Source organism: Paenibacillus sp. FSL R7-0204, from assembly GCF_038002225.1.
Taxonomy (GTDB): domain Bacteria; phylum Bacillota; class Bacilli; order Paenibacillales; family Paenibacillaceae; genus Paenibacillus_AQ.
The window spans coordinates 3,061,464-3,073,578 of sequence record NZ_JBBOCA010000001.1; the positions used below are offsets into that span (position 1 = coordinate 3,061,464).

Annotated in this window: 12 protein-coding genes; 8 read left to right on the top strand and 4 right to left on the bottom strand. The window is 55.3% G+C overall.

Annotated features, from left to right (window positions below; genetic code table 11):
• The first annotated feature begins 193 nt into the window (after nucleotides 1-193).
• From MKX42_RS13600 to MKX42_RS13615, 4 genes are all read left to right on the top strand, one after another.
• The gene (locus MKX42_RS13600) at nucleotides 194-1,525 is read left to right on the top strand and encodes a vWA domain-containing protein (protein ID WP_340752955.1); all 1,332 of its coding nucleotides are present in this window, start codon (nucleotides 194-196) and stop codon (nucleotides 1,523-1,525) included.
• A gap of 174 nt (nucleotides 1,526-1,699) precedes the next feature.
• Nucleotides 1,700-2,329: a DUF4004 family protein gene (locus MKX42_RS13605; RefSeq protein ID WP_340752956.1), complete on the top strand. Its 630-nt coding sequence runs from the start codon at nucleotides 1,700-1,702 to the stop codon at nucleotides 2,327-2,329.
• Between the two features lie 46 nt (nucleotides 2,330-2,375).
• Entirely contained in the window at nucleotides 2,376-3,062 is a 687-nt protein-coding gene (locus MKX42_RS13610) for a hypothetical protein (RefSeq protein ID WP_340752957.1), read from the top strand.
• Nucleotides 3,055-3,726 carry a hypothetical protein gene (locus MKX42_RS13615; protein WP_340752958.1) on the top strand — a complete coding sequence of 224 codons (672 nt, stop codon included), beginning with the start codon at nucleotides 3,055-3,057 and terminating at the stop codon, nucleotides 3,724-3,726. The genes MKX42_RS13610 and MKX42_RS13615 overlap by 8 nt, the downstream gene beginning before the upstream one ends.
• Here the strand turns inward: MKX42_RS13615 and MKX42_RS13620 are convergent.
• The gene (locus MKX42_RS13620; protein ID WP_340752959.1) at nucleotides 3,723-4,349 is read right to left on the bottom strand and encodes a GyrI-like domain-containing protein; all 627 of its coding nucleotides are present in this window, start codon (nucleotides 4,347-4,349) and stop codon (nucleotides 3,723-3,725) included. The genes MKX42_RS13615 and MKX42_RS13620 overlap by 4 nt on opposite strands.
• Nucleotides 4,350-4,773: 424 nt before the next feature.
• On the opposite strand from MKX42_RS13620, the gene MKX42_RS13625 reads away from it, so the two are divergent.
• Nucleotides 4,774-6,192: a response regulator transcription factor gene (locus MKX42_RS13625; RefSeq protein ID WP_340752960.1), complete on the top strand. Its 1,419-nt coding sequence runs from the start codon at nucleotides 4,774-4,776 to the stop codon at nucleotides 6,190-6,192.
• 193 nt (nucleotides 6,193-6,385) lie between these two features.
• On the opposite strand, the gene MKX42_RS13630 is transcribed toward MKX42_RS13625, so the two are convergent.
• Complete coding sequence (locus MKX42_RS13630; RefSeq protein WP_340752961.1) at nucleotides 6,386-6,865, bottom strand: MarR family winged helix-turn-helix transcriptional regulator; 480 nt, start codon at nucleotides 6,863-6,865, stop codon at nucleotides 6,386-6,388.
• A gap of 168 nt (nucleotides 6,866-7,033) precedes the next feature.
• Here MKX42_RS13630 and MKX42_RS13635 point away from each other — a divergent pair, with 168 nt between their 5' ends.
• The 3 genes from MKX42_RS13635 (at nucleotide 7,034) to MKX42_RS13645 (ending at nucleotide 10,138) form a co-directional block, all read left to right on the top strand.
• Complete coding sequence (locus MKX42_RS13635; protein ID WP_340752962.1) at nucleotides 7,034-8,488, top strand: MFS transporter; 1,455 nt, start codon at nucleotides 7,034-7,036, stop codon at nucleotides 8,486-8,488.
• Between the two features lie 210 nt (nucleotides 8,489-8,698).
• On the top strand, nucleotides 8,699-9,145 hold the full coding sequence (locus MKX42_RS13640) for a carboxymuconolactone decarboxylase family protein (RefSeq protein WP_340752963.1): 447 nt from the start codon (nucleotides 8,699-8,701) through the stop codon (nucleotides 9,143-9,145).
• A gap of 30 nt (nucleotides 9,146-9,175) precedes the next feature.
• The gene (locus MKX42_RS13645; RefSeq protein WP_445669375.1) at nucleotides 9,176-10,138 is read left to right on the top strand and encodes a sigma-70 family RNA polymerase sigma factor; all 963 of its coding nucleotides are present in this window, start codon (nucleotides 9,176-9,178) and stop codon (nucleotides 10,136-10,138) included.
• 113 nt (nucleotides 10,139-10,251) lie between these two features.
• Here the strand turns inward: MKX42_RS13645 and MKX42_RS13650 are convergent, their stop codons facing one another.
• Both MKX42_RS13650 and MKX42_RS13655 read right to left on the bottom strand, forming a co-directional pair.
• A complete protein-coding gene (locus tag MKX42_RS13650) occupies nucleotides 10,252-11,607 on the bottom strand; it encodes a PFL family protein (RefSeq protein WP_340757684.1) in 1,356 nt (451 codons plus the stop codon).
• A 28-nt stretch (nucleotides 11,608-11,635) separates the two neighbouring features.
• On the bottom strand, nucleotides 11,636-11,905 hold the full coding sequence (locus MKX42_RS13655; RefSeq protein ID WP_036700808.1) for an ACT domain-containing protein: 270 nt from the start codon (nucleotides 11,903-11,905) through the stop codon (nucleotides 11,636-11,638).
• Nucleotides 11,906-12,115 lie beyond the last annotated feature (210 nt).

Consider the following 12,115-nt stretch of genomic DNA (forward strand, 5'->3'; position numbering starts at 1 on the left):
TGGCTGTAGCCATCGAATTGCTATAAGCAGAGAACTCCGCAGATAGTCTGAGATAACGGCTGTATGGAGAGTCATAGTCTTTGATCAACCAGGAGCAGACATATCCTTAGCAGGGAATGGTCTGCTCCTTTTTGCGGAAGCGGGAATCTGGTACATCCTGGTACTACATATGAGAGAGTAGGAGAGTGCATTCATGAATCCTAATATAATCAAGCTGGTAAGCGGCTCCAATGCGAAGCTGGACGAGGCTTCCACCCAGGCAACCGTGAAGATATCCTGCAGCAGCTCCCCGGCGATTCTGGATATCAGCTGCTTCATGGTGGGCGAGAACGGGAAGGTGCCGTCCGATGATTTCTTTATCTTTTATAATCAGCCGGCTGACCCGAAGCACACGGTCGTATTCAATCCTATCGATAAATACAGCGGGGAGTTCGCTATAGATCTGCGTGCGCTTAGCGCCTCGGGTATCGATAAATGCGTCTTCGCGGCTACGCTGGACGGTCCCGGCACCTTCGCCGATGTCAGAGGCTGCAGAATCAGCGCTGCAGGGAAGGATACGGAGCTGGTATATGAAATTGTGGAAGGCAATGCCGAGACCTCGCTTGTGCTGGCAGAGCTGTACCGCCACGGCGGGGGCTTCAAGCTGCGCGCGGTTGGACGGGGCTTCCATGGCGGACTGAAGCCGCTGGCGGAAGCGCATGGGGTCGAGGTGGAAGACGAAGCGCCGGATAACGGCAGCGGAGCAGAGGATCAATCGGTGTCAGGCCATACGGAGGCAGCGGCTACATACAGCGGACCGCCTAAGGATACAGTTCAGGAGGAGGCTCCCCGGCCAGCACTGAATTTGACGAAGATTGATCTTCTGAAGCAGCAGGTCGGAATTTCACTGCGTAAGAAGAATCTCGATCAGGAGAAGGCAAGGGTGGCCGTGGTGTTCGATGCATCTGGCTCTATGGCGCAGTTATATGCGAAGGGAGTCGTGCAACGGGCTTTTGAACGGGTGCTGGCTGTGGCGGCTAAGATGGATGATGACGGGATGCTGGATGTCTGGTTCTTCGCCACCAAGAGTAAGAGAATGCCGAGCGTGAATGAACATGGATATGAGGATTATGTGAAGCGGACCTATCCGGGACCGAAGATGTTCGGGGGACTGGGCATCGGGAACAACGAGCCGGTGGTGATGGCGGATCTGATCAAGAAATATACGAAGGAGGAGCCGGGAGAGCTGCCGGTCTATGTGGTGTTCTTCAGCGACGGGGGCATCTATGAGACGCCCAAAATATCGAAGCTGCTGATCCAGAGCTCGAAGCATAATATCTTCTGGCAATTTGTAGGGCTGGGGAATGCGGATTATGGCGTACTCCGTGAGCTGGACGATCTGCAGGGCCGTTATGTGGATAATGCCGACTTCTTCGCGCTGGATGATCTGGACGAGGTCAGCGATGAGGACCTGTATGACCGGCTGTTCAACGAGTACCCGAAATGGCTGCGTGAAGCCCGGCAGAAGGGCGTTGTGCGTTCATAGAATGGAGTATAGAGGGCAGATCCGAAGCCGGGGAAGGGCTGGGGTCTGCTCTGTTTTTTGGTGCATGTGTGTGGATAGGAGAAGGCGCTGTTGAACAGAAGAGGGTAGTTTCAGACAGCTTGTCAGTTTACAACGTAACAGTGTTATGTTACGATGAGCGCAAGGAGTGGTGATATGGAAGAGGATTTAATCTCCAAAAAGGAGCTGCTTGATGAGACGGGAATCTCTTACGGGCAATTGTACCGCTGGAAGCGGAAACAGCTGATTCCTGAGGAATGGTTCATCCGCAAATCTACCTTTACGGGACAGGAGACCTTTTTTCCGCGGGCGCGGATGTTGGGGAGGGTGCAGCATATTTTACAGAAGAAGGATGATCTCTCCCTGGATGAATTGGCGGGAAAGCTGTCAGAGCCGGCATCCTCGTACAGAATAAGGTTAACCTTAGCCGAGCTAAAAGAACGTAACATTGTTTCGCTTAGCAGTCTGGAGCGGTTCGGTAGACCGGAGGCTGACGATTTACCGTTGACCTTCGAGCAGATCCTGAATGTATTCGCGGCAGATGTGCTGCTCAGCAAGGGGGAACTCAGCTGGGAGGAAGCAGACCGGCTCTATCAGACGCTGGAGAGTCATGCGCCGGGATACGGAGAGAAGGAGTGGGAGCTGTTTTTTGTGCGGAAGATGGGGGTTAGCTTCTTCATTATGGCGCTGCCGGGTGCGGGGCTGGCCTTCGATGAGGGGGTACGGCTGGTGAGCAGGCTTCGCTCTGCCGATCTGGCGGAACAACTGAATGGGCGCTTAAGTTAAGGTGACTGACAAGAGCAAGGAACAGTAAACCACAGGAGGCTGGAACATGGAGAAGAATGAACTGCCGGATCTGGTGATGGATGGGGTCAACACGGCTGCCGGAGGCAGATATCACAGCGTGAATATCAACGGCGTGAGTAAGATTAATGGAGCGCTCCATGCACATACCTATAGCTGTGACGGCGTGATGAAGCAGAAAGGCGACCTCACGGCCGATGAGCTGGAGATGAACGGGACCCTCAATCTGAAGGGCAATCTGCAGGTTGGTGAAATGAAGCTGAATGGAGTCGTGAACGGTGAAGGCAGTCTGCGGGGAGAGCGCTGTGTAATGGACGGGATGCTGAAGCTGAAGGGCGACTGTGAGCTTGAGGAGCTGACCGGTGAAGGGGTATTCACGGTGGGGGGGCTGCTAAGTGCGGGCCGGATTGAGTTCGGGCTACAGGGTCAGTCCGAGGCAGGAGAGATTGGAGTGGAAAGCCTGGTGATCCGCAAAAAAGGCAACGCTGCTTGGGGCAGACTGCTAGGCGGGATGATTCCCAAGCTCAAAATCGGGCTGCGGGCCAAGCTCATTGAGGGCGATACGCTAGATCTGGAATATACGAGTGCAGATGTAGTTAGAGGCGGTACGGTCATTATCGGGCAGGGCTGCTCGATTGGCCGGGTGGAGTATAGATCGGGACTGACTGTACATCCCGGTGCCCAGGTGGGAAAGGAGGAGAAGATCGGTGAATGAAGCGGTAGAACGCCATGATCTGAAGATACTGGGGACGTCGAGCTCTGTCGGCGGAGTCTTTAAGGATGTGAAGGTGACGGGCGAGTGTACCTTTGGCGGAGATGTGGACTGCCATAAGCTGGCACAGACCGGAGAGGTCGCGGTTAAGGGGAACCTTCGGGCGCAGGATATCAAAATCACCGGAGAGTGTGAGGTCAAGGGCCGGGTAGACGCAGCCAGCCTGCGCGGACAAGGAGAGCTTACGGCAGGCGGCGGGCTGCGGATTGAGGATATCAAGCTGACCGGCGGGATCATAGTTACGGGCGATTGTGAAGCAGAGCAGGTGCAGATTACCGGAATCTTGGAGGTCAGCGGACTATTGAATGCGGAGAAGCTCGACCTGACCTTATTCGGCCCCTGTAGAGCGGATACGGTCGGCGGTGGCAGGATCTCCATCAAGCGCAGCCGTTCCGGCGCGTTGCTCAGACCCGGGAAGAAGATGAGCTTCGCAGCCCGGCTGATCGAAGGGGACCAGATCGAGCTTCAGCATACGCAGGCGCAGACCGTGCGGGGCGGAAGTGTTGTGATCGGGCCCGGCTGTGAGATTGAGACGGTTGAGTACCGGGAGCTGCTGGAGGTTCATAAGAGCTCAATAGTACGGAACACGGTGAAAATGCAGCGTTAATCCTGCCGGGCGGCCTTGAACCGCAGCACGGTTCGCAGCTTCTCCGGACGGGCACGCCGGGCATCCGAGACATAGATTTCGCGGTGCAGGTGAGATTCCCGCAGCAGGCCCTGAGCGGTGCAAAATTGCTCCATTCTTGCGAAGCTGTGCGGTTCATCATCATAGGGGCCGATATGCAGCATTTGTACACTGAGGCCGTCTTCGCAGCGGGCGAAGGCAGCCATGTCCAGCAGCGGGTGCGGCTTGCTGCGCTTGACCTGCTCCAGCACTTCTGCGGCAAGCAGAGGGGTCAGGAAATTCGGCTGGCGGATCATTAAGGTGTATACCAGCTCGTTCTTATCAAGAGCGGCTAAGCGGCGTCCGGCTTCGCTGAGATCCCATACCCCTTCCAGCGGGAAGACGGTGTAGTCGTAGTAACCTTCGGGTGCGGGGCCTTTTCTAGGCAGCATCTTAACTGCGTAGGACAAGGAATACAGCACAGCGACCGCTTCTGCGAATGCGCTGCCGTTGGGATTACCTTCACCCCGCAGGGTGAAATAAGGGAAGGAGGGTACCTGAATCAGCCCTGGTTCGGCGGGGGGCAGATATAGGGCCTTGTCTTGTTTTCTCCATTCGAACTTCATGCGGATTACCTCATTTCATAGGATTGTACTGCATTCAGCATATCATGCGAACCGGACAGGTGTATGTCAGGTTGGCGGAAGACGAAAATCGGGCGGATTTTTAGAGGGAGAGAAGGCGGACAGGAGGCTTACCCTAGTATCTAATTGCAGAAGTGGAGTTGTTTTTACGGCGGATATGCCTGTAAGCAGCTCTTTTTATGTTGTGCAATAGATGATGTACTGGCGTGCGGGAGCGTGGGCTGGATGTTGCGAAAAAGCGAATACAATCGCAATGTGTTGGCTAATGGTTTATCCCGCCTTTTTATTTTCAGAATAAACAAAATATGGTATTGTATCTATATATTGAAACGCTTCCACGTAGAGCAGTGAGAAAGGCGGAATCCAGTATCAATCATTATTCCTATCAAAAACAAGGAGGATTTCGATGATTAAGGCTGTTGTCGTAGATGATGAGCGTCTGGTGCGCAGGGGTTTCATCTCACTGCTGGATTGGCCGTCCTTCGGGGTGGTGATTACCGGAGAGGCCAGAGACGGGCAGGCAGCGCTGGAACTGCTGCGCGAGCAGGAGACGGATCTGCTGTTCGTGGATCTCTCGATGCCGGGGATGACCGGGTTCGAGCTGATCCGAGAGGTGAGGCTGCGGTATCCCGCGGTACGCTGCGTGGTGCTGACCTGCCATCATGAATTCGATGAGGTGCAGGAGGCGCTGCGGCTGGGAGCGGTGGATTACATTGTCAAAACGCTGCTGGAGCCCGAGAATGCCGATGAAATCATCCGCAGACTGGTGGAGCGGATCAGGTGGGAGGACGGGAACAAAAGCACCGCTGCAAAGGCCGAGCAGAGGGTGATCGCTGAGGACAAGGCGCTGCTCTATGTGCCGCTTAAGCCGGAACTGAAGGAAGAGCAGCTGTATGCGCTGTCTTTGGTGAGAAATTCCACACTACTTCCTGTGCCGGGGATGTGGCTGTCTCCGCTGCAGTATCCCGTGGATGCAGCGCGGATCGGAGGAGAGGTTGGAGCGGTGCTTGGGACAAGCTGGACAGCGGCGCTGCTGGAGGGGGTGCGCGGTCAGCCGCTGAAGGAGATCGCTGCGGTACTGGACAAGTCAGCCCGGCAGGCGCTGTTCTATGCTGCGGGCGGCCAGGCGGTCCCGAGGCTGCACTATGGTGAACTGCAGGCACTGGCCGCGCAGCTACGGCCGGAGACGGGCGTCCCTTCCGCGCTGGTACAGGCGCAGAATCTCCGCTGGACGCTGGAGCGGAGAGAATGGGACCTGTTCCTCAGCGGGGTTGCGATGCAGCAGCCGGACCCTGCGGCAGTGGCGGACTTTGGCCAGGAGCTGCTGCGGAGCTGGAGCCGGCTGCTGCTTACGGCGGAGGAAGCGCAGCAGCTCGCACTGGCGGCAGAGTGCAACCGGCACTGGCGGCATTGGCAAGTCTGGCTGCATCAGTTCACGGGGCATGTCCAGCGCCGGATGATTGAGCTGGGCCTGAGCCAAGAGGTGATGCTCTGCCTGATCACCGCTGTGCGTTATATGAGGAGCCATGCCGGCGAGAAAATCAATCAGGGCGATGTTGCCGCAGCTATCCATATGAGCCGCGGCTATTTCAGCCGGTGCTTCGCCCGCTTTGCAGGTGAGACTTTCGGGGAGTGCCTGCGGCGCATGCGGCTGGAGCTGGCGAAAGCGCTGCTGCTGGAGACCCCTGTCCCGGTGTGTGAAATTGCCTGCCGGTCCGGCTTCGGGGATGACCGTTATTTCAGTAAGCTGTTCCGTGAGCATGTCGGCAAACTGCCGAGTGAATACCGCGCAGAAGGACTGGCGGAGCATTTAGCCGCTGACTGAGAGCCATGCTGCCAACGCTACCTGTTATGCTGCTGATCTGTCTGTACGCTTGCAGCAGTGACTGTTGGATTTTCTCCACCTAATTATTTGCATAGTTCTTCTGACAAAGCAGTAGTTGAAAAAAATACACTTAATTTGTTGGATATGTGCATGATAGCTGGTGGGGAGCAACAATAAGTGTGGTTTATCCCACTCAACCCTGCCCGTTCATCCGGTCTGAGTTGCGGGTGACCTTGTGGAGCAGATCTGTCAGCGTGTCCAGCTCACTCCCGGTGAGATCCATGGACAGCTCGCGGTTGAAATCGTCCAGCAGTGTCTGGAAGACCGGGGCGAAGTCGAGCGCCTGGGGAGTTGGATACAGCAGGAAGGAGCGGCGGTCATTCGGGTCTGTCCGGCGTTCGATATATCCCGAGGCCTCCAACAGCTTGACGGAGCGGGTGGTTGTCGCTTTATCGCATTTAATCCGGCTGGTCATCTGATCCTGGGTGATCCCCGGATGACTCAGCACCAGCTTTAAGAAGCTATGCTGGCCACCGCTGCCGATGCCGTAGGGAAGCAGCTCCTTGGCCAGTATTTTTTGGTTCTGACGGTGAAGATGGGAGATCAGCTTCCCGATGGGTTCTCTGGTCGTTTCTCTGGCTGGTTCTTTAACCGGTTCTTTATTTGTAGTCACAATGGACACCTCGCTGAGGATTATAACAGCAACCTGTCACGGGAATGCCGTCTGCCTCAGATCTTACCGTAATTTTGTTGCGCACGCAACTAATTTGCAGTACACTGTGAAGGATTAGTTTGTTGCGTGTGCAACTAGATTACATTTGATACAAGAGGGTGTTAGCGGATGAGCAGCTTAGAGGCGACCTATCAGGAGGATGCCGGGATACAGAAGAAGCGCTGGCTGATTCTGATCGTTCTTAATTTGTTTACTTTTATGTCCACACTGGACGGAAGTATTGTGAATATTGCGCTGCCGGTGCTGGTAAAGGAGCTGGGGCTGCCGGTAGCCCAGGTAGAGTGGGTGACAACCGGTTATCTGATGGCGATCTGTTCAGTGATTCTGTTCTTCGGGAAGCTGGGTGACATCGCCGGCAAAATCAAGATGTTTAAGCTGGGCATGGTCGTCTTCACCATCGGCTCGCTGCTCTGCGGATTAAGCCACAGCTTGCCGCTGCTCATTGCTTCGCGCGTAGTGCAGGCAGTTGGCGCTTCAATGACCATGGCGAACAGCCAGGGCATTGTTACGGATATTTTCCCGTCAACGGAACGCGGTAAGGCTCTTGGCCTGATTGGAACCTTCGTGTCCCTCGGCAGTATCGCGGGGCCCAGCCTGGGCGGAATTATCGTATCTTCGATGGGCTGGGAGTATATTTTCTGGGTGAATGTGCCGATTGGAATTCTGGCGATTGCGCTGGGCTGGAAGGTGTTGCCGAAGGATCTGGTACGTGTGAAGTCAGGGGTTGATGTTCCCGGCAGCCTGCTGTTTGCCGTCTTCATTGTTTCTCTGTTCGCTGGACTTCTGCTCGGCCAGCAGCTTGGATACGGGGATACCCGGATTCTGGCCGCCCTCACCGCTGCGGTTATTACCTTCATCGTCTTCCTGATCGTGGAGCTGCGCAGTGCCGGACCGCTGCTTCAATTAGGCTTGTTCAAGAATCCCTTGTTCTCACTGAGTATATTCTGTGCCTTTCTGGTGTTCGTCTCGAACTTCTGCTTCAATATTATCGCACCGTTCTATGCGCAGAATATGCTGAACATGTCTCCCTTCGATGCAGGTTTCCTGCTTATGCTTTATCCGATCTGTATGGTGATAGTCGCTCCGTTAAGCGGGGCGTTGTCCGACAAAATCGGTTCGGAGCTGCTCACCTTCGCAGGGCTGAGCGTGATGGTAGTTGCCCAGTTCGGGCTGGCCCGGCTGCATGAGGGCAGTCCGGTTATTCTGGTCGGCGTCTGGATCGCCATGCTCGGTATCGGCAGCGGGATGTTCGGCTCACCGAATAATTCGCTGATTATGTCCACGGTGCCGCGAACACAGCTGGGCTCGGCAGGCAGCGTGAATTCGCTGGTCCGTAATGTAGGGATGGTCGTCGGCATTACCGTAGCCACCTCGATCCTGTTCAATGTAATGAGCAGCAAGGCCGGCTACCGGGTAACCGGGCTGGTAGAAGGACGTCCCGAGCTGTTTCTCTCGGGAATGCATGTAGTCTTTCTGACTTCGTCCGGGATCTGCCTGTTATCGGCGCTGCTTACCGGCTGGCGGCTGTTCTTCTCACGCAGGGCTAAGAGCCTAAGCGCATAATGTGTATAAACTGACAGGGCAGCGGAATTTCGCTGTCCTGCTCTTGTTTTGAAAAAAGATTGTATCGGGGTCCCCGCAAAGTATTTGAATTTACTCCGAAGTATTACTTCACTTTGTGGGGGAGAGTTTGTGGGGATGTTGTCACAATCTCCGTCCCCATCTTGTCTACAGTTATGAAGTGCAATACAACCTTAATGGAGGCGACCTAATTTGAGTCTACGAATGAATTATCGTGAGGTTAACGGCCCGGCATTCCGGGCAATGATGGCGCTGGAGCAGCATGCAGGAAGCCGCAGTAAGGATAAAGTGCTGTATGAACTGGTTAAAATACGGGTCTCCCAGATCAACGGCTGTGCGTTCTGTCTGGATATGCATGGCAAGGATCTGATGAAGCTGGGCAACTATGCCGATCATATTCTGCTGCTCAGTGTGTGGCGCGAAGCGCCGTTGTTCAGTGCGAAGGAACGTGTGCTGCTGGAATTCGCCGAGCAGGTCACGCTGATCAGCGAAGCGGGCGTTCCGCTGGAGCTCTACAATAAGATGCTTACACACTTTAGCGAAGAGGAACTGGTAGACTGGATTATGGCGGTCAATACGATCAACAGCTGGAACCGGATAGCTATTACGACCGGGATGTTCCCTGGCTGCTTCGGCTAAGGATAAGGACAGGAGTGTAAGGAAGGAGAGCTGCGTGAAGTGGACAGGGGTAAAATAACGGCTCAGGCCGAGACACCTGCGGCTGAGAATACAGGTATGGAGGAGCTGTACCAGAATTATAAAAGCTATGCCTTTTCCATTGCGTACCGGATGCTGGGCGTGGTTGCCGATGCGGAGGATGCGGTGCAGGATCTGTTCGCCGGGCTGCAGCACCGGGACCGGAGCGGCATTCAGAATATCAAAGCCTATGTGGCTAAAGGCATGACCAACCGCTGCCTCAATATGCTGAACTCGGCACGCAGCCGCAGAGAGACTTATATCGGGGAGTGGCTGCCGGAGCCGGTAAGCGAGGGATACGACGGGCCGGAAGCGGCGGCAGAACGCAAGGATAATCTGTCGTATGCTTTTCTGGTGTTGCTGGAGCGTCTGTCTCCCGCGGAGCGTGCGGTATTCGTACTGCGTGAAGCCTTCGAATACGACTATGAAGCCATTGCCGGAATGGTAGGCAAGTCGGGCAGCAACTGCCGGCAGATCTTCAGCCGGGCCAAGCGTATCCTGCAGACAGAGCCGGCTTCCCGGTTACCCTCGCTCAGATATGTCGCAGTCACCGAGAGTCTGCTGGTCCGCTTCACTGCCGCGTTCACCTCCTATGATGTTGGCGGCATGCTGGAGCTGCTGGGCGAGCATCCGGTCCTGGTTGCCGACGGCGGGGGCCGCGAGGTGCATACGATTCTCCGGCCGATGACCGGCCGCAAGGGAGTTACTGCACTGCTGACCTCGAAGCGGGTTATGCACTATTTGCGGGAGTGGAAGCCTTCCTGTGGGCTGCTGAACGGTGAGCCGGGTCTGATCTTCACCGATCAGGGAATCGTGAAGTGCGTGCTCTGCCTGAGTACGGATTCCACCGGGGAACGGATTCAGAACCTGTATCTCCTGATGGACCCTGCGAAGCTGTCCCATATTACCGTACCGCCGGAGCCGCCGCAGCGCTGATGTCCGGCAACAAACCAATAAGACACGTTACTCTCCCTAAACGGGAAGGCAACGTGTCTTATTGGTTGTTAGGGGCGTAGGAACATATGCGGCCGGATAGCCTGCACGCCCACTTAGTTCTTGAAGCTATGGATAGGGGCGGGAATCCGTCCGCCGCGGTTGACGAAGCCCGCACAACTGAACGGGTTGACGGCCATGACTGGAGCGTATCCCAGCAAGCCGCCGAATTCAACCATCTCACCGACGTCCTTGCCGATGACCGGAATGACGCGGACCGCTGTGGTCTTGTTGTTGACCATACCGATGGCGGCTTCATCGGCAATGATGCCTGCGAGAGTCTCCTTACTGGTGCTGCCGGGAATGGCTATCATGTCAAGGCCTACCGAGCAGACACAAGTCATGGCTTCGAGCTTCTCCAGAGTCAGCGCCCCGCGCTGGACCGCCTGGATCATGCCGTGGTCTTCACTGACCGGGATGAAGGCGCCGCTTAAGCCGCCGACATAGGATGAGGCCATGACTCCGCCTTTTTTGACATTGTCGTTAAGGATGGCCAGTGCAGCCGTGGTGCCGGGAGCACCGGCTTCCTCCAGGCCCATGACATGAAAAATCTCTGCGATGGAATCGCCGATCTCGGGCGTAGGGGCCAGCGACAGGTCGATGATGCCGAAGGGTACATTCAGGCGCTTGGAGGCTTCCTGAGCGACCAGCTGGCCGACACGGGTGACCTTGAAGGCTGTACGCTTGATTGTCTCGCACAGTGTCTCGAAGTCCTGTCCCTTCACCTCTTCCAGCGCCCGCTTGATCACACCCGGGCCGCTTACGCCCACGTTAATCACACACTCCCGCTCGCCCACCCCGTGGAAGGCGCCGGCCATGAACGGATTATCCTCGACTGCGTTGCAGAATACGACCAGCTTGGCACAGCCGATGGAGTCGCGGTCCTTGGTGCGCTCTGCCGTCTGGAGAATGATGTCGCCCATCAGCTTCACCGCGTCCATGTTGATGCCGCTGCGCGAGGAGCCGACGTTGACGGAGGAGCAGACTCTCTCGGTCACCGCCAGTGCTTCGGGGATACTGTCAATCAGAATCCGGTCGCCCTTGGTACAGCCCTTCTGCACCAGTGCGGAATACCCGCCGATGAAGTTGACGCCTACCTCCTTGGCAGCCTTGTCCAGAATCTGGGCAACAGGCACGTAGGTATCGGTATGTACTGCCCCCGCAGCAATCGAAATCGGCGTTACAGAGATCCGTTTGTTGACAATCGGTACCCCGAATTGGCGCTCCAGATCCTCACCGGTCTTCACGAGCTTCTCGGCGGAGCGGGTAATTTTGTCGTACACCTTCCGGTTGAACACCTTCATGTCGGTATGGGCGCAGTCCATCAGGCTGATGCCCATCGTAATAGTGCGGACATCCAGGTTCATTTCCCGGATCATTTTATTCGTCTCTTGAACTTCTACAATCGAGATCACTAGCGCTCACTCCTCTCCTCGCCGGTTAAATCCGGTGCATAATATTGAAGATATCCTCATGCTGCAGCTTGATTTCCACACCGATGTCTTCCCCTACCTGCTGAAGCTCCTCCACAATCTCCTCGAAGGACTTGCTGGGGGCAGAGATGTCCACGATCATCATCATGTTGAAATAGTCCTGCACAATCGTCTGGGAGATGTCCAGAATATTCAGATTGTGCTCTGCGAGGTATGTACATACTTTGGCGATAATGCCTACCTTGTCTTTCCCGAGTACCGTAATAATCCCTTTCAATTGAAAAGCCTCCCGTTATCCATGGTCTGTAATCTTCGCTCTTTGCCGCATTAACGGAATGAACGATTTTAATTATTATGTCAAATCAAGGATAGGTTATCAACCAAAGCTTTTGTGTCGGCCTGATCAGAGATTTGAGCTTGCATTTTCCTGAGGCTAAAATAATGTTGACACTTGATGTAAAATATGATTTATTGTAGTTTTGAAGGA

Coding starts and splice junctions, on each gene's coding strand:
- MKX42_RS13605 (WP_340752956.1), top strand. CDS start 1,700: ATGGAAGAGGATTTAATCTCCAAAAAGGAGCTGCTTGATGAGACGGGA.
- MKX42_RS13610 (WP_340752957.1), top strand. CDS start 2,376: ATGGAGAAGAATGAACTGCCGGATCTGGTGATGGATGGGGTCAACACG.
- MKX42_RS13635 (WP_340752962.1), top strand. CDS start 7,034: ATGAGCAGCTTAGAGGCGACCTATCAGGAGGATGCCGGGATACAGAAG.
- MKX42_RS13620 (WP_340752959.1), bottom strand. CDS start 4,349: ATGAAGTTCGAATGGAGAAAACAAGACAAGGCCCTATATCTGCCCCCC.
- MKX42_RS13625 (WP_340752960.1), top strand. CDS start 4,774: ATGATTAAGGCTGTTGTCGTAGATGATGAGCGTCTGGTGCGCAGGGGT.
- MKX42_RS13600 (WP_340752955.1), top strand. CDS start 194: ATGAATCCTAATATAATCAAGCTGGTAAGCGGCTCCAATGCGAAGCTG.